Raw genomic sequence first — 20875 nt, forward strand, 5'->3', positions numbered from 1 at the left:
TATTATTTGTTTAAATCGATAAAAAATCCCCTCCCTGATATTCAGGATGGAGCTAATCTTTTTAGCACTGTTAGCTTTTATGGATGGGCATTCAGTTGCTTTTTACGTAATTTATCTTTCAAAAAAAGAAAGAATTTCTATATAATTACAATATGAAGGTGATAATTTATAAACAGTAAATAATTAACTGATATAATTTCACTAAAGTTCAATTGAAATAATAGGAGAGAAAACCCTATGCTATCCAGTATGAAAAAGTTCTTCCAAGAAGGTTCTAAAGACTTAAAGAGAATTTATAAGTTTGTAGAAGATGTGAATCGGCTAGAGGGTAAATATGAAAGATATTCAGATCTGGAATTAAGCGGAATGAAGGATAGATTTAAAAGCGTATTGGATGCTGGTGATATATTGGATATACAAGCCGAAGCTTTTGCGGTCGTGAGGGAGGCTTCTAAACGAGTATTGAATCTTAGGCACCATGATGTTCAGCTTGCAGGCGGTTTTGTCCTGAGTGAAAGGGGCATTGCACAAATGAATACGGGCGAGGGGAAGACGCTTGTCTCTACTTTGCCTAGCTATTTACATGCACTGTACGGTAATGGTGTCCATATTATTACGGCCAATGAATATTTGGCCAGACGTGATAAAGAGTTAATGGGACAAATTCATGAATTTTTAGGATTGACGGTTGGTTTGAACATTTCCCAAATGGGGCCTTCCGCAAAACGTGAAGCGTATGCGGCAGATATCACGTATGGAACGGCAACAGAGTTCGGTTTTGATTATTTGCGTGATAATATGGTTTACCGGAGAGAAGAAAAGGTTCAAAGAGGACACCGATTTGCCATTGTCGATGAGATTGACAGCATTTTGATTGATGAAGCGAGGACACCATTAATCATTGCGGGCAGGGCAAGCGACGGAACCGAGCTTCACCAGATCACGGCACAAATCATGAAGACATTTATAGAAAATGATGATTACGAGATTTTCATCGAGTCAAGGTCTGCCTATTTCACGGATCAAGGGGCTTCCAAGATTGAAGAGGCCTTTGGTATCGACAATCTGTATGGAATGGAACATCAAGAGTTATTACATAATGTTACACAGGCGCTAAAAGCCCATGCAATCATGAAATTGGATGTGGACTACATTGTCATCGATGGAAAGATTGCAATCATCGATAAATTCACAGGCAGGGTGATGGAAGGGCGAAGCTTCAGTGATGGGCTTCATCAAGCAATTGAGGCAAAAGAAGGCTTGGAGATTTCCGAAGAGAATGAAACACAGGCCATGATTACCGTCCAAAATTATTTTCGGTTATATCATACAATGTCTGGGATGACAGGCAGTGCCATGCCATCAAAGTCTGAATTCCAGGAAATATATCAGCTCCCCGTCATTGAAATTCCAACTAATGAGCCCATTATTCGAGTTGATGAGGTTGATTTGATTTATAAAGATGAAACCAGCAAAATCAACAAAATCGTCACGGAAGTAAAGCGGATTCATGATGGGGGAAGACCTATTTTGATCGGAACGACCTCCATTGAGCAATCTGAAAAAATTTCGGTTCAACTAGAGAAGGGGAAAATTAAACATCAAATCCTTAATGCAAAGACGGAAGAGGATGAAGCGGAAATCATCGCGAATGCCGGGCAAAAAAATCAAGTGATGCTGGCTACGAACATGGCTGGGAGAGGAACGGATATAATACTTGGGAATGACGTCAAGGAATTGGGCGGCCTTCATATTATCGGTACGGAGCGACACGAGAGCCGTCGGATTGATATGCAGCTAAGAGGACGTTCCGGCCGTCAGGGTGATCCTGGTTCAACACAATTCATCATTTCTTTGGAAGATGATTTGTTTGATTACTATGATGAAGATGAAATCGGACGTTATATCAAAAAAATCAAAACGGATGAAAATGGATTGGTGCTGAGCCCTGCACCCGATAAATTCGTTAAAATGGTTCAGGAAACGGTAGAGCAGATGCATCAATCAAGCCGTTACCATTTATTGAAGTTAGAACATGCATTAAATGAGCAGTGTAAAATCATCTATACAATGAGAGATCGGATTCTTGGTATGGAGCCTGGACGGATGTCGGCCATTTTACTTGAATATATCGAAAAATACATTACTCGGCTAGTGAAATATTACCCTGAACCTGATTCCTCTGCATTTATTGAAGAGCTTTCCCCTGTTTTCCTGTCGTTAGGTTGGCAGGCAAGTGATTTGCAGGATTTAGAAGGCCAAATTGAAGGAAAAGCGTTGGATGCTTTAGGTGAATTGGAATCGAGACTGGTGATCTTTCAAGACGATGCAGAATGGGGAAACCAGGTGCGCGCTTTCATGCTTCAGCATATTGATACAAATTGGATGAACCATTTGGATGAAATGAACAGTGTGAAGGAAGGCATTGGTTTAAGCGGATATGGTCAGCAGGACCCATATGCGTTGTTTGAAAAAGCGGCTCTCAGTCAATTCAACCTGCTATTAAGTAAAATTGAGTCGGAGATAAGCATCCGTTTTATGGAATATATGGAAAGCAATCAGGAAGATGCAGCTGCTTTGGAGGGTGAGGAACGATGAGTTTATTTGGAAAAAGGGATAATGCTGCTCCAGATGTACATGAATTATTAGTTCAGGATGACACCGTTCATACTGCCCTGATGTTTCACAAAGGGTGGGAAATTTCCAAGCAAGAGGAATATGTATATAAATTCCACCATCAAAGGCTGCCTGCATTAAAACCGAACCAAATTTCAATATCCGGCATCAAGCTGACTAGGGTGGAAGATGATGTAATCATAGTGGCTTTTCTGCGAAATTCAATAGAGAAAGCTGTCAGGTTTGATATCGTGGATTTACTGTTAGTGGATGGAGATGGAAAATTCCTCGCAAAAAAGACATTCGATCTTACAGAGCTTGGTGAGATTCCAGCACTTTCAAGCATGCCATGGAGTTTCTTATTCGAGGAAGGAGATATGTTGGCGGAATCGATTCCTGATGAAGGTTGGAAGATTGCTTTTGAATGGAAGAGAAAGTAGGAAAACAACCGCATGATTTATCGGCAACCGGTAGCTTTTTTTTTGCCGGAGTGCCAAAGCAAAGCCCTCATCATTAATCGTGATGAAGGCTTTTTTTATAAGGGAAGTCATTGTCATTCGTGCTAAATATTTATGCTGTTTTCAGTGTGCAATTTCTCATAAATGGCAACGCTAAGTAATATTTATAAGTAATCTTCCGCAATCAGGCTTAACTAAGGCTTGGAAATAATGAAGAGGAAAGTGGCAGGAGCATGAAGAATAACCTGAATCAACGATTGAAGGAGAGGCTATTTGAAATATTGTCATTTTCAATCGTGGCCATACTTTTCATTTATACGAATGATAGGATGGGTAACGATCTTTCTATTGGGATAATTACGATAATCATCGGTGTTGCCGGTTTTATTATTTATCTGAAGGAGTGGATACCGAATGGAATCGTAAAGGGCATCATTTTTTCAGTTTTCCTTCTTTCGATCATGGTCTTTTTCCTTGGGGACATCTGGTTTTATCGTTATTACTCGACACCTATAACTTCCTATATGTGGATGCAAAAAAGTAATCTGAATGGGCTTGGTGAAAGTATATTCAGTATGATGGAAATCAAGGATGCAATCTTTCTTCTGGTAGGCATTCCAATTGCCGAGTCATTTGTGAAGAAAAAATACCCCCTAAAGCATATGGCGCTTGTACCGGCAGTAATATTCCTGATGATAGCAGGATTAAAGCCGGTCAAGAATATTTTTATCGACAAAGTAGATATAACCCGGCGTTATGAGGCGAATACCTTCTTGAGAAACTGGGGCCCGATCGGTCATCACGCATTGGATACGTATGCCTATTTTACTGACTCGGGAAGGCATGGAATGTCTTCGGAAGAAAAGAAGGCCGTTTCAAACTACTTCAATAAAAAGAACAGGCAGGAAAATGCCCATTCAGGATCCTTGGAGGGGAAAAATCTCATTATCATCCAGGTGGAATCTTTACAGGCGTTTCCGCTATTTCAAAGTAGTGGCGGGCAGGAGGTCACGCCATTCATGAATGAACTGGCGAAAGGCGGGTTGTACTTCCGTCATGTATATCCACAGACGGTATTTGGAAATTCATCTGACGGAGAGCTTATCGTGAATACCGGACTATTTCCTTTAAAGCAAGGTGCGACCTTTTTTCGATTCCCTTATAATGATTTTCCGGGTCTTGCTAAGGAATTAAAGAAATCGGATTATCAAAGTTTTGCTTTCCATGGAGATGAAGAAGACTTTTGGAATAGGCAGCATGCATATCCCTCGCTAGGGTTTGATGACTATCTTTCCATAGAGGATATGCAGCAAGATGAGATGATTTCGATGGGCTTGGGAGACCGCAGTTTCTTCAATCAAAGCTATGATTTCTTAAAAGATAAACGAAATCCCTATTACGCTTTTTTCGTTACTTTGACCAGTCATGTGCCTTTTTCACTACCGAAAGAACAGATAAAATTGAAGCCCGAGGTTGGAAAAGAGAACAGTTACCTGACTAAATATTTTGAAGCAATTCATTATACAGATTCAGCCATCGGAGATTTCATAAAGAAGTTGAAGGATGACGGGAAATTGAAAGACAGCGTGATTGTCATTTACGGAGATCATGACGGGCTATTTTTAAAAGATAAACACGAGGTTGAAGCGTATTACGGGAAAAAAAATAGCGATGAAGAGTGGATTAAAAAATATATGCCCATTCCCGTGATCATTTATCAGGAGGATATGGAAGGAAGAACGATTGATAAGGTAGCGGGCCAAATCGATATTCTACCAACTCTATATGATCTGTTCAATATTAAGAGTACTTCATACTTTGGAGAGAGCATGCTGAATGGCGAAGAAGGCGATGCTTTGATATTAAAAGGGGATTATGGCTCTCAAATGAAAATAAATGAGGAAGGCAAGGTCGATCGATTTTCACCAGAAGACCAAAAGGAGATTGATCTGAGTGATCAAGTGATACGTTCCGATTACTTTAAACAAATGAAGGATTGAGAAAAAGGTAAAAAAAGAGGATGACTGATAAAAGCCATCCTCCATCCATTATAATCCCAGATGTGTTTTTACACGATTTTGGGCTTCAAGCTTTGTATCTTCTGGAACGATGTTGTACCAAACTCCATCTACCCGTTGATTGTCACCTTCAAGTGTATATTGTTCAATATTTTTGAGGGATGATTTGTAGTTATTTTGGATACTCAACATTTCATTGAAACTTAAATTGGTTTCCACGTTTTTACCCAGTGCTTCGAATATATCGTCATAATTGGTAAGTGTTGATAGGCTTGACCCTTTTTTCATGACAGCTTGGATAACCTGGCGTTGCCGCATTTGCCGTCCATAATCTCCGCGGGGATCTTCTTTACGGATTCGGGAATAAATCAAGGCCTCTTTACCGTTTAAGTCGATTGTGCCTTTGTTGAAGGTATATCCTTTATAGGCGAGGTCCATATCATTATTGACTGTGATACCACCAACAGCATTCACAATATCCTGAAAGCCTTCCATATTCATTTTGACGTAATAATCAATCGGAATATCCAAATAGGCTTCCACTGTATTTATCGACATGGCAACTCCGCCATATGCATAGGCATGGTTCATTTTATCATTTGTACCTTTACCGATGATCTCTGTACGCGTATCTCTCGGTAAACTCAATAACTCAATCGATTCTTTTTTAGGATTAACCGTCATGACAATCATCGTATCTGATCGGCCTGAGTCATTTTCTCTTTCATCCACACCAAGAATTAGTAATGAAAATGGATCTTTGCTTTTGAACTTGATGTCCTCTACACGCTTATCCGTTTTATGGGCTGTACCCTGCATAGTGTGAATCGCACCTGCTAATGATTGATAAACTGAAGCGCCATAAACACCTGCGCCAATGAAAAGGATAAGAAGGGTGAAGCCGATTATTTTAAACGTTTTACGTTTCTTTTTCTTTTTTTTATGTTCGGATCTCATTTAATATTCCTCCCTTAACCATCCCACAAAATGGAAGGTGTGAAAAAGTACCTAGTCGGTATTTTTAACTATACCTTTTTTTTGTCAAAAATAGAATAGTTTCTTTTTGTACTTAGAGTGCATATTTACCTTTTTTCATCCAAAAAAAACGAAGGATTCTGGAGAAACCGAATTCCTTCGTTGGCACATCATTCGAATGTTTCGTAAATTGTATAACCAGAGATAAAGAAGCTATGGTTCTTTTACATAAAATTGCCAGACTTTAAGAGGAAAGTCTGGCAAGTAAATCTTATAAACTTCTATAACCGATGATTTTACTTTTGAAATAAGAGTTTGAAGTAGTACTGATTGTTACTCCCTTACTTGATGAGGCATGTATGAATTCCCCGCCGCCCAAGTAGATTCCCATATGGCTTATCACTGCTTTATGGGAACCCGTTGCAAAGAAGATAAGATCGCCGCTTTTCGGTGAAGTAACTTTTTTACCCATATCATAATATGTGGAAGATGAAAGCCTGGGAACTTCATACCCAGCCTTCTTGAACGTATAGTAAATAAATCCGCTGCAATCGAAACCTGATGGGGAGGCACCCGCCCATGAATAAGGTGTACCAATTAATTTCTTTGCTTCGGAAACGAGCTTGGCCACTTTGTTCCCCGAACTTGGGGCTTCCACTTTTCCGTCATCGTTTTTATCTGCAGGGGCAGTGCTTGCCGACTTACTTAATTTTAGTTTTTGACCCACCCTGATTAAATCGGACTTTAACGAGTTGATTGATTTAAGCTGGGCTACAGTCAAGTTGGTTTTGTTGGAAATCTTGGAGAGAGTGTCACCTTTTACCACAATGTATGTAGACGAATTGGCTGTGGGAACATTGGATGGTTTGGAGCTGCTGGGTAAATCAATGGTAGTGGTGGTGGTTGATTTGGATACGATAAGTTTGGCGCCTGCATAAATTCTATCGGATTTTAAGTTATTCATTTTCATCAATTCAGCAAGTGTAAGGTTATGCTTGTTTGCTATCCTGGTTAAGGTATCACCTGAAACAATGGTATATGTGGTTTTCTTTGTTTTTTTCACGGAAACTGAAGAAGCATTTGATGTTGTTTTAGAGTTGGGTGTTATTAACTTTTGATTGATTCTCAAAAAGTCTGATCTTAAGTTATTAAGCTGTTTTAAGTCTTTTACCGTCGTATTATGCTTCTGGGCGATTTTACTTAAGTTATCACCGCTTTTGACTGTATATGTACCGGCAAGGGCAGGAGAAACAAAAGTCGAAGATAAAATGGCTAATGTCGAAAATGCGACAACACTTTTTTTCACGGTTTTCCACCTCTAATATGTCTTTTTCCCTATTCTAGCAAATTAAATGGATTTAAACATATTACATTTTTGTTACAAGGGGAAAATAGTAGTATTTTACTGGTTTATATTGGTGGGGTTTGAGTATTATAATCTACAATATTTTCTATATTGTGAGTCTTTTTTCACGTTGTTGAGTTTTGCGTTTCCATTTGTCTTTTGCTGTAAAAACGTCCCTGTTTTTAGGATGTGCATTTCCTTTGAGGGTTATTGAAAAAAATGAAAACCCACTTCGTTTCACGAAGTGGGTGGTTTTATTTAAAAAGGAAATCAACTAAATTCCTGCTTGAATTTCCCGTGGAGTATTCATTCCATTTTTGGTTAAAGGAAGCGATCTCCATCAATGAATGATCGGCGGCACGGATTTCCCTTAAGAGCTCTTCTGTGGTAGATACAACGGGTCCGGGCATGGAAGAAGAGTAATCCTCCCAGAATCCCCTTTCCTGCACATACTTTTCTAAGTCATATGCAAAGAATATCATGGGTCTTCCCAAAAAAGAGAATTCAAATGGAATCGATGAGTAATCGGTTATTAAAAGATTCGTACTGATCAGCAGTTGATTAATGTGAAAATCACTATTGACAGGGTAAATGAATCCCGGGAATTTATCTTGTAAATCATGCTCTGCTTTTACAGCTGGATGCAGTTTTAGTAATAACGCATAATTTTCGCCCTGAAGTTCCTTGTAGAGCAATTCCAAATCAAGTGCAATTTCTCCGTTTTTCAAACCGTCATTACGGAATGTAGGGGCATATAACATGATTTTCTTATGCTCAAGTTCTGGATACTTGGCCAGCAAAGCATTGCGGGCAGTTCTTTTTGATTCATCATTAAAAAAGAAATCGGTCCGGGGTATCCCAGTCCTTAGGATATGGGATGCCGGTAGTTGAAAACTTTCTTGATAAATCTCGGCCATTCTCTCTGAGCCTGCCGTAACATAATCAAATTTATTATATACCTCTAAAAATCTTTTCCTTGCACCGGCTGAACGGTTTTGAATGGAAGGGTCTTTTGCCCCGAATTGCTTAACGGCACCGGCCGCATGCCACACTTGAACACATGTCACTTGCTTTTTGAATGCAATAGCTGAAAGGAAGCCATAATAATTATCGATGATAATCCATTTTGATGTAGCCAGATGGTAAATCGATCGGATCATGGCAATGATATTTTTTGATTCAAACGGAAGGACGATGGTTTCCCCATCGTCCTTCACTTGTATAAAACTGCTCGATTTCATTAAAAATACTTTTTGAACGAAAATGTCCTGCTTGTCCATTTCATCTGCGATATATTGGCAATTGTCCCCAAATGATGTGACAAAGGTCGTTTTGTCATATAAAGGGAAAAGTTTAAAGATAGAGAATAAAACTTTGAAACAAAAAAGATAAATCCCTATCGCGAATTCTTTAGCCATTAGTAACTTGTAAAAGGTCATCTTTAATTTGGGAAGTCGAAATGCCGATTGTTCTTGGAAGGTAGACCACTTCACAAACTTCGGATAATTCATCGAATTGGCCTTTCCAGTCATCACCCATTACAAAGATATCTACACCTTCACGAACGATGTCTTCCCTCTTTTGTTCCCAATTGTCTTCAGGTATAACTTCATCCACATAGCGAATTGATTCAAGGATCATTTTTCTGTTTTCAAAGCTATGATAAGCTTTTTTATCTTTTAAAGCATTGAATTCATCCGTGGAAATGGCAACGATCAGATAATCCCCTAAATCTTTAGCGCGTTTTAATAGATTGATATGACCCCAATGAAGCAAATCAAAGGTTCCGTAAGTGATTACTTTCTTCATTTTTATTCCTCCTTTAAAACTCTTAAACTGTTATTCAATCAAATTAATATATATTTGGTCTATTAGAATATGAAATGGAACAATCAAACAGGCAGCTAGCATTTAAATTCTGCTTGTTGTTTTCCTATATTTTTAGGCAATGACATTCTCTTAATAATTATAACTTAATAGCTTTACAAATAAACCACAATTTTTTTACAAATAAACCACAATTTTTACATTGATGATTATTGTAAATATTAATTTTTAAGCTAAAATTAAATGTTGACTAATTTGTACTACTCTGTAGGGCATAATAAAGTGTCTATAGAAATGTATGGTTTATACTGAATGGTATTTAAAAATAATTTTCCATCATATTACTTTAAATAAGCTGATGAACGATATGATAAGAAAAATTTCATTATTCTTGCTGCAATCAGAATAAGCCATTCACAATTTTACCACGTTTAGGAGATAACAACTAGAGGAGCTTCATAAATCCCTGTTTTCTATTAGTGAAGGTGAAGTGGCAGAATCGTATGAAGGTCAGATGATGGGGCATGTATAGGCCGAAAATCTATCGCTTCACATTTTAGGGACCCAATTAATGAAGGGCAAGTAAATACAGTTGGCCTGTTTTAAAAGCGTTAACTTTAATGTCAAGAAGACTTCTATGGAATTAAAGAGACTTGTTTTTGCTATTCCCTTTCCATTCTGGCAACATGGAAGAACGTGCATATGATTTTTACGGCAGCACTTCCTTTGAGGTCTTATATTTACGGAATGTTTTTTAGTTTTAGCATAGTTCGTTTTCGACATTAATTAACCAATATTGTGTTTTTTGTTCATTGGAGGAATTATAAGGAAAATATGGGCAGTTTAACTGTCTGTTTAATGATATTGAGGAAAAACCGAAAAAAGTTTATGATTTTAAAGTACATTGAATGACTCATTTTTATTTAAATAATTTGTAATAGGTGGTCTAAAATGATTAAAAAGCTTCTTGGAAAAGGGAAAGCAAAAAAAACTCCTAAAATTAAGCTGAAACAAGTTCTGACCATTGTGCAAGAGGAAGATACGCTGTTGATAAAAGGGGAATTTTCAATAGAACATTATTGCGCAAAAGAACTATGGCTATATTCTAGGGAAAAAGAAGATCAAAAAATAAAAATAGCTGAATCGGTGAGTTCATCTAAATTTGAGTTTAAAGTAAATTTGAAAGATTTAATGCGGAAATTAGCAGATGATGAACCGACTGTTTATGACTGTTATATAAAGGTTTCCGTTCCAGTTGAAAAGCTGAGCCAAAAAACGATACTTAGTATCGAACATAAAGCTGATTATGTAGAAGTGAACGAACAGGTTAATATCGAATATCCAATTCGTCTAGGGCGCTTTCAGGAAACGCACACGAACAATTTGAGTATTTACAACTATGAAGATAAACAAAGTATACTCTCTATAACAAATAAAGGGAATTTATCTCTTTACTTCAATAAAGTCCCTAAAATTCAGATTAAGTCTCAAATTGAAAAAATCAAAAACAAATCGAAAACCATGCAAATTAATGGTCAAATTTTCACCAAGCATTCAAGAATCATAAAAGGTGAGGGCCTAGTAAAAGGAAGACAAAGTGATAAAGAATATCAGGCAAATATATCTTTTATTCATAATAAGGAAATGAATATTAAGAAATATGGACTGAATCGTTATATATATGATCTAAAAATGGATTTAGAACAATTAGTCAGTGCGGATTTGGAAGATGATGTATATGATGTTTACATGAAATTACATTTACATGATCAGGAAGAGCCGAAAATGGTACGCGTCGGAAGACCAACCACAAGAACTAAATTATTAACTAAAAAGACTGATGTCAGCTCGAATAATGGAGTTGCTATCGTCAATCCATATTATACCTTTAAAGCATCCAATTTATCTTTGGAAGTGTTTAATTTCTCTACTGAAAGTTATCGATATTTAAAAAGGATGATGGGGTGGAGGCGATTTCTAGCTTTATTTAAAAAGAAAAAGGATGTCTGGCTAATTGGAGAAAGAACTTATAAAGCCCAGGATACTGGATATCACTTTTTTAAATATATGAGGGAAAACCACCCTGAAAAAGAAGTGTATTATGTAATAGAAGAAAATTCCGTGGAAGCCAAGAACGTCGAGCCCTTTGGAAATATACTTTATTTCAAGTCAAAGGATCATATTAAAAAGACAATGGAATCGACACGTATCATTTCATCACATCACCCGGATTATTTATATCCTTTAAGAACATCTGAATTTAAAAATCGTGTTAAGGGAGTTAAGGTATTTCTTCAACATGGTGTTATGGGCACTAAGAATATGGTGGCAAACTACGGGAAAAATGCAGCCTCCGGTTTTAGTACGGATGTTTTTCTGGTAAGTTCAGACTTCGAAAAGGATATGATTGTAACGGATTTTGGGTACAACGAAAAAGAAGTATTCACGACAGGACTTTCGAGGTTCGACTCGCTGTTTAAGGATGATGTTTTAACAAAGCGGCAATTATTGATCATTCCAACATGGAGAGATTGGATTACATCCGATGAAATATTTTTGGAAAGCGAGTATTTCGAAAGGTATCAGAACTTAGTGAATCATCCGGTTTTACATGAGTTATCTAAAAATAATGGGTTTGAAATCATTTTTTGCCTTCACCCTAATATGCAGAAATTCACGTCCTATTTTAAAGATGCCCCAGTTCGGGTGATTAGTCAGGGTGAAGTGGATGTCCAAAGATTAATTAAGGAAAGTGCGATTATGATTACGGACTATTCAAGTGTAGCTTTTGATTTTAGTTTCCTGCATAAACCGGTTATTTACTATCAATTTGATAGAGATCGTTTCATAGGGAAAAGACCGTCGCATTTGGATTTGGATAACGATCTTCCGGGTGAAATCGTTGATGAATTGGATGAATTGTTAGGTGTAGTAGCTGAATATGTCAACACTGATTTTGTCATGAAGAAAAGGTATATGGATAAGGCCAACCGTTTTATTAAATATCGCGATGTCCATTCTAATTCAAGGATATTCGAAGTGATTCAAAATGCAGAAAAAGATCAGAATTCACTAATTAAATTATATAACCATCCGATATCAAAACTCATTATGAATCGATTTAGGAAAAGTGAAAAGTATTTCCCTGTCATGAAAAAAGTTTATAAAATTATGTCCAGGCTTATCCCGGTTGACCGGAACCTAATTCTTTTTGAAAGTGGGATAGGGAAGCAATTCGCCGATAGCCCCAAGTATATTTATGAAGAACTGGTCAAAAGGGATAATAAATATAAAAAAGTTTGGGTATATAATGGTAATTTACCGATAAAAGGCAAGAATACAAAGCTGATAAAACGCTTAAGCCCGGAATACTATTATTATTTAGCCAAAGCAGGTTATTGGATAAATAATCAAAATTTCCCTACCTATTTAAGCAAAAGGAAGGAAACGACATATATTCAGACTTGGCATGGTACCCCTTTGAAAAAAATGCTATTTGATATAGACAATATTCAAGGAAGAGACGATGGGTACTTAAATCGAGTGCATGGTGCAACGAGAACTTGGGATTATTTAATATCACCAAGTCCATATGCATCCAAGGCCTTCAGAAGTGCTTTCAAATATGAAGGGGAAATACTGGAAACGGGATATCCAAGAAATGATTTGTTTTACAGGGAAGATGCTTCAATAATTGCCAAGTCAGTGATGGGAAAATTGAAGATACCAAAAGGAAAAAAAGTCATCTTATATGCTCCTACATTCCGGGATAATCAAACTTCGAAAAACAATAAATTTGTTTTCGAGCTGAAATTTGATTTGGAAAGAATGAAGGAAGAACTAGGGGATGAATATATCCTGTTGTTAAGGATGCATGTTGTCATAAGTAATAATCTCAGCATCCCGAGCGAATTTGAGGATTTCGTGATGAACGTATCCAATTATTCAGATATTCAGGAACTTTACCTGATTTCTGATATATTGATTACGGATTATTCTTCAGTAATGTTCGACTTTGCTAATACGGCTCGGCCGATTTTGTACTACACGTATGATTTGGAAGATTACAGAGATAACATCCGTGGTTTCTATATGGATTTTGAAAAGGAAGCGCCAGGTCCATTTTTAAAAACAACTGAGGAGATTATCGAAACTATTACCAATATTGATGAAATAAACATGCAATATAAAGAGAGATATGGTTTATTTAGAGAGAAGTATTGTGGAATAGAGGACGGTAAAGCTACACAGAGAATCGTGGATAAATTTTTTAATGATTGATTCCTTAAATAAAGGGTATTGTTGCTTAAAGTAACTGGTAAATTGGCTGCCTGGTCGAAACATCTATGTTACCTCTAGATATAGAAGGAGAGGGATCGTATGAATTTCTTGGTACGTCAACAAGCGAGGGAACTTTTAAAGAGCGGTAATATTCCAATAAAAAATAATCCTGTAAGCTTAAGAAATAAATTTTTAGGAAAAGAAAAAAAAGTCACTGTAGTCACTGCTGCATATAATGCTGAAAAATTCATCAGGAAAACGATTGAATCAGTACTAAATCAAACCATGGGCATAGATCAGATTGAATATATCATCATTGATGATTGTTCGACTGATGGCACAAATAAAATCATTCAAGAGTATACAGCCAAATATAAGAATATCTGTTCAGTTACCCTTCAAGAAAATAATGGGTCACCCGGGACTCCGAGAAACATTGGAATAGAATTGGGAACATCCAAATATATAACTTTTTTAGACGCGGATGACTGGTTTGCACATGATGGACTGGAAAGCCTCTATAACATCCTGGAGGAAACCGGTGATGATTATGTAGTGGGCAAAACGGTAAAAGTTGAATCTGGGTCAGAGAGTGTCATCGGTGAGTTTGCTTCCATTAAAGAAAGAAGAAGCATCACCCCAATGGATGTTCCGCACTTTTTTTATCATATGGGTCCAACGGCCAGGATGATGAATCTGTCTATGGTTAAAGAAAATGAAATTGGTTTTCCGAATATGAAATTCGGTGAAGATAAATGGTTTTTTACTGATGTTTTCTTTAAAGTTAGAGCAGTATCAACTACTAAAAAACCTATTTATTATGTCAATAGAACGTCGGAAAACCCCTCTTCCTTAACACGTGTCACGAATGTGTTGGACAAAAGAAAAGCGGATATTGAAATAATAAAGTATATTCAATCCAAGGATGTTGCCATTGAGTTGAAAAGGGTGGCCCTAAACCGGATTTATGAGTACGATATTGTAAAAACGTTCGACAGTCAAACCTTTGTGAAATCCAAGAAAAAAGAAGATTTTATAGAAATATTAAGTGAAGCTGTCGAAACTGCGAAAAACTTGTCATATGACTTCAAGAATGAATTTAAAGTACCTATTTATAAATTGGCACTTGAATTATTCAGGGAGGATCGTATGGATGATTTCGTAAAGTTGTTTGAATGGTTAAAGCGAGATTCCAATAAAAAATATCATATAAAAGATGGTTTACCATATTATGAACTTCCATTTCTGGAAGATGAATATCGCTTTGTCAGGATACCGATGCTTGCCCGTGCACTTGATTCTTATATATTGGATAATGTCTACCACCAAAGTTTTGAGATTTATGGTGATGATATAAACAACATAGATTCTGTATTGATACGTGATAGGACAAGAATTGACAATGAAATCAATTGCGGAGTTCAAATAGAAGGTAATAGAGGCCATTTCACTGTTTCATTAGATGAAATTGATAAAATGGAAAAGTCATTATTTACGGTGTTCATTCGCTACAATGATTATCAATTGGTGAATATTAAAAGGATCCTGAAAAATAAGATGACGTATAATAAGAAAAATGTGGAGTTTTATACAACAGTGGCAAATAATTTGGGACTGGCAATTAAGTCTTTGGAGTAGCAGTTAGAAGCACACCAAAAATAAGCTCTCCCTTCTATTGGGCGAGCTTATTTTTAATTCGATTTTTTAGCAGTGTTCCATTAACATTAATCAATAAAAGGGAGATCGGATATGTCAAATGAAAAAATTCAAACCTCAAAGAGACCTTCCTTTCTATCGCTAGTTAAAAATAAGGCCAAAGCAATTATTTTAAGAGGATATAAATTGGTTTTTGGATTGGCAGGCACAGTATTGCAGGTGGACCGGAAGCTTGTTATTTTTGAGAGTTTTTTGGGCAAGCAGTATAGCTGCAATCCCCGGGCGATTTATGAATACTTGCAGAGTCACCATCCTGAATATAAAATGTATTGGAGCGTAGATAAAAGATATACAGCTCATTTCGAAGAGGCAGGCATCCCATATCTCAATCGTTTTTCATTTAGTTGGCTGCTCAAAATGACAAGAGCCCGTTATTGGGTAACGAACAGCAGGCTCCCGCTTTGGATTCCGAAGCCAAAGCACACGATCTATTTGCAAACTTGGCATGGTACTCCATTAAAGAAACTTGCGGCGGATATGAATGAAGTTCATATGCCTGGGACGACGACGGATAAATATAAAGAAAATTTCCATGCCGAATCAAGTAAATGGGATTATTTAATTTCACCGAACGCTTATTCAAGTGAAATTTTTGCCCGGGCCTTCAATGTCGATACTTCTAAAATTCTGGAAACTGGTTATCCTCGTAATGATATACTTTACAATGGGAATAATCGTGATACAATCGACTCATTGAAACAGAAGTTGGGTATACCAATAGAGAAAAGGATCGTTTTATATGCCCCAACTTGGAGGGACGATGAGTTTTATAGCAAGGGAAAATATAAGTTTGAAATAAAACTGGATCTTGATCGAATGAAACAGGAATTTGGGGAGGAGTGTGTCATTTTGCTCCGTCTTCATTATTTGGTTTCTGAGAACTTGGATTTATCGGCGTATCAAGGATTTGCCTATGATTTATCCAGTTACGAAGATATTAGTCATTTGTATCTTATTTCGGATTTATTAATAACTGATTATTCATCCGTATTCTTTGATTACGCAAATTTACAGCGTCCGATGCTTTTCTATGTATATGATATTGAAAATTACAGGGATAAGCTTCGCGGATTTTACTTTGATTTCGAAAAGAATGCACCAGGTTTGTTAGTCAAAACATCTGATGCGGTCATTGATAGTATCAAGACGATGAAATATGAAAATACCAATGATATCAATCATTTTCACGAGCGGTTTTGTGCACTCGAGGATGGCCAGGCTTCACGCCGTGTCGTAGAAAAAGTGTTTTTAGGAAGGTCTGTGTAATTTATGAGTTCAGCTTTGACCGTTTTAAAAGAACAAATCAAACATTTTTATTTGGTAAGGCGTTTATCTGTTTATGAGGTGAAAAGTGCCAACAGCAGTAACTACCTGGGAGTCCTATGGGAAATCATCAATCCGATGATACAGATTGCGATTTATTGGTTTGTATTTGGATTTATCATCTTAAATCGCGGGGATGATTTCCTTCCATGGCTGATGGCAGGGATCGTTGTCTGGTTCTTTGTGAACCCGGCCATAACCCAAACGTCCAAATCCGTCTATTCCCGGATGAATATGGTATCCAAGATGAGCTTTCCGATGAGTGTGATTCCATCGTATGTCATCTTTGCTAAGTTGTATCAGCATCTCATGCTGCTGGGAGTCATCATCATCCTATTAGGGTTTACAGGTTACCTCCCTACAGTCTATATCTTGCAACTGCCGTATTATGTTGCAGCGACGGTCTTGCTGTTATTTTCATTAGGTTTAATCACTTCAACATTATCAACCATCATTCGTGACGTTCATAATATAATCGTGTCCTTAATGAAAGTCATGTTTTATTTAACACCAATCCTTTGGGTATTGGATGCTAAGGAACACCCTACCATAGTCAACATCATGAAGCTGAATCCACTATATTATATTGTGGAAGGGTATCGAGCTTCGTTGTTGGGGGAATCATGGTATCTGATAGCGCATTGGGAATATACCCTTTATTTCTGGGCAGTCGTTATCATCTTATTTTTGATAGGTTCCTCGCTGCATGTCAGGTTCAGAGATCGCTTTGTTGACTTTAAGTAAACTGGAAGTGAGAAAATTGGAAAAATCGGTAATTGTCAAAGATATAACGAAAAAATATAAATTATATAATAAAAACTCGGAAAAATTATTGGATCTCCTTTTGCCTAAAAGCTATGGGGAAGAGTACTTCGCTCTGAGGAATGTTAGTTTTGAAGCAGAAAAGGGCGATGTAATAGGATTTGTCGGGGTCAACGGATCAGGTAAATCCACATTGTCCAATATTATTGCAGGCATTGTCCCGCCCACGGACGGAAATGTCCAAACTAACGGAAAAACGGCCTTGATTGCCGTTTCATCGGGTCTGAATAATCAGTTGACGGGCAGAGAAAACATCGAGCTGAAAATGCTGATGCTCGGGTTCGACAAAAATAAAATCAAAGAACTTGAGCCTGAGATCATTGAGTTTTCAGAACTTGGTAAGTTTATTGACCAACCAGTGAAATCCTACTCAAGCGGCATGAAGTCCAGGCTTGGTTTTTCCATTTCCGTGCATATCGATCCAGATATCCTGATTATTGATGAAGCCTTATCTGTCGGGGATAAAAACTTTGCTGAAAAGTGTTTAGAGAAAATGAACGAATTTAAGGCAAAGGGCAAAACGATGTTCTTTGTCAGCCACTCAATCGGTCAGATGAAGAAATTTTGCCAAAAGGCTTTATGGCTTGAATATGGAGAATTAAAGGCATACGGTGCCATGAACGAAGTAATGCCGCAATATGAAGCATTCTTAAAAGAATATAACGCCATGTCTAAACAAGAACAGAAAAAATACCGTGAAGAACAAATGAAAAGGCGTAGTTCCGCACTGGTATGAAAGTGAAAAGCAGACCCGGGCTTCGGGTCTGCTTTTTTTAGTTAAGCACTTCATCATAAGCTTTCTCAAACCGCTCGGCAGCTGAAAGGTGGGAGTATTCGCTTTCCATTTTATATCTTGCTTTTGCAGCTAAATTTGTTGCATACTCAGGGTCATTAAGCAGCATGGAGATGGCTTGTGCAAGTGCTTCTTCATTTTTTTCCTCTACTAACAGACCATCTTCACCATCAATGAGAATCTCCTTTAAACCTCCAATCGCGCTTGCAATGACGGGTGAGCGGCAACTCATCGCTTCTAAAGCAGAAATGGAAGTCGCTTCTTCCACTCCGTGGGAATGAACGCTTGGGATGAGTACGATGTCCGATGCCTCATAGAGGTTATGCATTTTCTCGAACGGCACTGAACCCAGGAAAAGTACGGAATCGGATATTTTGAGCCTGGATGCGGTTTCCTCAAGCCGGCTTCGCTGTTCTCCTGTACCTGCATAGACCAGTACCGTTTCAGGATGGTTTTCCAGCACCTCCGGCAGAGCAAGGAGCGGATAGATGACACCGTTCTTTTCCGTCATTCTTCTCGGAACGAAAAGCATCTTTTTATGTAGCGGTATTTGAAAGTCCCGGCGAGTTTGCTCCCGCTTTGCCATTTCCGGTTTAAAAGCAGACACGTCAATGAAGTTCTTGATCGTATCAGCCTCTATATGTGCCAAATGATTTATATAGTCTTTGATCCTTTGATCGACCGTCACTACTTTTGCAGCAGACTGATAAGATTTTCTTTCTAGCTCCCGAATGATCAAATCCTCTTCACTATCCGGAAGAAGTGCGCCCCTGCTGACTGCCTCGAATGAATAATACCCATGGACGGTTTGCACCGTTGGTATTCCGGATTCGATGGAGGCAAGCGTTGCGAAAATGTCTTGAGCATTAATGACATCATAGTTCTTTTTCAAGGCTTTAATAGATGAAGCCAATAATTTTTGGCGTTGCCGGTCATTGAAAAGCTGGCCGCTCCCCTGTTTTACTTTATTTAATAAAAATCCTGGAGCCTGGGCGAGCATCTTCCTCTTGAAAGGTGGTAATTGAGAGAAAGATAATATATCCACATTATGGCCCCGCGACATTAAACCCTTTTTTAACGTAGTGATATGGCTCGATAGCCCTCCTTCATGAGGGTAGTTGAAAATCGTTGTGATTAAAATGTTCATAATGGCACTCCTTCTTCTAATGTATTACTTTGATGATCTGATCCTTTTCATCGCTTGCAGGCTGCTTACTTTAAAAAGAATGGATAATGCGAGATATAATCCGAATACCAGCAGCGAGATGATCACTAATTCCATGATGATGGGCAACGTTAGGGTAAGCGGATGGATCCAGAGAGCGATTCCGTAAATGATGGTTCCGATGATGGAAAGCTTGGTGCTTTCCTGAAAAACATCCCTGAAAGCGGCCTTGTCCGCTCTAGCTGTCTTCAGCCATAGGTAGATGAAAAGGTAGAGAGATTGCAGGAGCATGGAAATGCCCGATGCTAAAGCAATTCCACCTACGCCGAGATAACGTGATAGGACCCAGCTAAGCAGAACGTTAAGTAATACGGCAATCAGGCAGGAATACATGGCCACTTTCGTTTTCTTCAAGGCGTAGAAGGCGTTCATCAAATAATCCCTCAGTGCAAAGAACGGGAGGCAAGCTGAATAAAAGATGAATGCCCTATAAGTCACTTCGGTTGCTGAAGCATCGAAAGCCCCGCGTTGGAAAGCCAGAGTGATTAAGCTGTTTCCGCTGATTAACATGACGACCATGAACGGAATCGCTAAAAATAATAGCGATTTCAACCCCTTTAAGGTCAAATTAAGGAAAGATTGATAGCCTATAAGCGCCCGCTCGACGATTGAAGGGTACAATACGGTAATCAGCGGCGTGAGGACAATGCTCAATGGCAGCCACAGCAGGCGATTCGCATAGTTCAGGGCCGATACGCTTCCAGTTTCGAGCGAAGTCGCAATAATCCGATCAACAACACTATTCAACTGGATCGCCAAAGCGGCGATAATGATTGGATAAAAGGTGAACAGTGTTTGTACGATCTGCCTTTTATGAGGCAGGAAAGAGACGATGGGCCGGATTCCGTATTTCTTCAATGAGGGGTATTGAATAAGGAACTGGCTTGCTGCACCGAACACAAACCCCCAAGCCAATCCTTCAATCCCAAACGGAGCAGCGAACAATACAGTGGCTGCTATAATGACCGTGTTTTGTGCAGTTGAAGTGAGTGCCGGCAGAATAAAACGCTTATTCGCATTCAGGACCCCCGTCGCCATGAATGAAAGCGTGAAAAATAGTAAACTTGGCAGCATGATTCGGGTCAGTGACTCCGCCAGGGCAAGCTCTGAATCAGAGAAACCCGGGGCTGTCAACATGACGAGCGGCTTTATGAAAATCATGCAGGCAATGGTCAGGACTCCGGCTACCAGCATAAAGAAAGAACCTAAAACACTGATGAATTCATCAGCTTTCAACGGGTTATCCGCTTTCTTTTCCAAGTAAATAGGAATAACGCCAGCCTGAAGACCGCTGCCCAGAGCCGTAAAAAGAATGGTTGGTATGAGGCTTGCCACGAAAAAAACATCTGCCATTGATGATGCCCCGAAATAGGCGGCTATGATCGATTCCCGCCCGAATCCGAGGACCTTTCCAATAGCTGCAATAATAGTGACGAGCCCGACCGATTTAATGACATGTGAAAGAGTAGGCATATT

13 protein-coding genes and 1 pseudogene are annotated in these 20875 nt (G+C 38.3%); 8 read left to right on the forward strand and 6 right to left on the reverse strand.

Annotated elements, in window-relative coordinates:
* Positions 1-237: 237 nt before the first annotated feature.
* The 3 genes from secA to Q8G36_RS00300 all read left to right on the forward strand — a co-directional run bounded on the left by secA (position 238) and on the right by Q8G36_RS00300 (position 5074).
* The gene (secA, locus tag Q8G36_RS00290) at positions 238-2598 is read left to right on the forward strand and encodes a preprotein translocase subunit SecA (protein WP_305158455.1); all 2361 of its coding nucleotides are present in this window, start codon (positions 238-240) and stop codon (positions 2596-2598) included.
* The gene (locus Q8G36_RS00295; protein WP_305158456.1) at positions 2595-3056 is read left to right on the forward strand and encodes an SLAP domain-containing protein; all 462 of its coding nucleotides are present in this window, start codon (positions 2595-2597) and stop codon (positions 3054-3056) included. The genes secA and Q8G36_RS00295 overlap by 4 nt, the downstream gene beginning before the upstream one ends.
* Positions 3057-3307: 251 nt before the next feature.
* Complete coding sequence (locus tag Q8G36_RS00300; RefSeq protein ID WP_305158457.1) at positions 3308-5074, forward strand: LTA synthase family protein; 1767 nt, start codon at positions 3308-3310, stop codon at positions 5072-5074.
* 48 nt (positions 5075-5122) lie between these two features.
* Here the strand turns inward: Q8G36_RS00300 and Q8G36_RS00305 are convergent, their stop codons facing one another.
* The 4 genes from Q8G36_RS00305 to tagD form a co-directional block, all read right to left on the reverse strand.
* Positions 5123-6049, reverse strand: coding sequence for an LCP family protein (locus Q8G36_RS00305; RefSeq protein ID WP_305158458.1), 927 nt, complete (start codon positions 6047-6049; stop codon positions 5123-5125).
* Positions 6050-6338: 289 nt separating this feature from the next.
* The gene (locus Q8G36_RS00310; protein ID WP_305158459.1) at positions 6339-7373 is read right to left on the reverse strand and encodes a LysM peptidoglycan-binding domain-containing protein; all 1035 of its coding nucleotides are present in this window, start codon (positions 7371-7373) and stop codon (positions 6339-6341) included.
* 293 nt (positions 7374-7666) lie between these two features.
* On the reverse strand, positions 7667-8830 hold the full coding sequence (locus Q8G36_RS00315; RefSeq protein ID WP_305158460.1) for a CDP-glycerol glycerophosphotransferase family protein: 1164 nt from the start codon (positions 8828-8830) through the stop codon (positions 7667-7669).
* Positions 8823-9221, reverse strand: coding sequence for a glycerol-3-phosphate cytidylyltransferase (gene tagD, locus Q8G36_RS00320; protein WP_057278149.1), 399 nt, complete (start codon positions 9219-9221; stop codon positions 8823-8825). The genes Q8G36_RS00315 and tagD overlap by 8 nt, the downstream gene beginning before the upstream one ends.
* 969 nt (positions 9222-10190) lie before the next feature.
* On the opposite strand from tagD, the gene Q8G36_RS00325 reads away from it, so the two are divergent.
* From Q8G36_RS00325 to tagH, 5 genes and pseudogenes are all read left to right on the forward strand, one after another.
* Positions 10191-13520: a CDP-glycerol glycerophosphotransferase family protein gene (locus tag Q8G36_RS00325; protein ID WP_305158461.1), complete on the forward strand. Its 3330-nt coding sequence runs from the start codon at positions 10191-10193 to the stop codon at positions 13518-13520.
* A 99-nt stretch (positions 13521-13619) separates the two neighbouring features.
* Positions 13620-15158: a glycosyltransferase family 2 protein gene (locus tag Q8G36_RS00330; protein WP_305158462.1), complete on the forward strand. Its 1539-nt coding sequence runs from the start codon at positions 13620-13622 to the stop codon at positions 15156-15158.
* A 138-nt stretch (positions 15159-15296) separates the two neighbouring features.
* Positions 15297-16502: pseudogene (locus Q8G36_RS00335) on the forward strand (CDP-glycerol glycerophosphotransferase family protein); the annotation flags it as partial.
* A 3-nt stretch (positions 16503-16505) separates the two neighbouring features.
* Complete coding sequence (locus tag Q8G36_RS00340) at positions 16506-17303, forward strand: ABC transporter permease (protein ID WP_305158463.1); 798 nt, start codon at positions 16506-16508, stop codon at positions 17301-17303.
* Positions 17266-18117 carry a teichoic acids export ABC transporter ATP-binding subunit TagH gene (tagH, locus tag Q8G36_RS00345; protein ID WP_336622939.1) on the forward strand — a complete coding sequence of 284 codons (852 nt, stop codon included), beginning with the start codon at positions 17266-17268 and terminating at the stop codon, positions 18115-18117. The genes Q8G36_RS00340 and tagH overlap by 38 nt, the downstream gene beginning before the upstream one ends.
* Positions 18118-18154: 37 nt before the next feature.
* Here tagH and Q8G36_RS00350 read toward each other — a convergent pair whose 3' ends face one another.
* Together Q8G36_RS00350 and murJ are read right to left on the reverse strand one after the other, a co-directional pair.
* Positions 18155-19321, reverse strand: coding sequence for a glycosyltransferase family 4 protein (locus Q8G36_RS00350; RefSeq protein WP_305158464.1), 1167 nt, complete (start codon positions 19319-19321; stop codon positions 18155-18157).
* Positions 19322-19345: 24 nt separating this feature from the next.
* Positions 19346-20872, reverse strand: a complete 1527-nt coding sequence (murJ, locus tag Q8G36_RS00355; protein ID WP_305158465.1) for a murein biosynthesis integral membrane protein MurJ — start codon at positions 20870-20872, stop codon at positions 19346-19348.
* Between the last annotated feature and the right edge of the window lie 3 nt (positions 20873-20875).

Source organism: Peribacillus frigoritolerans, from assembly GCF_030676415.1.
Lineage (GTDB): Bacteria > Bacillota > Bacilli > Bacillales > DSM-1321 > Peribacillus > Peribacillus frigoritolerans_A.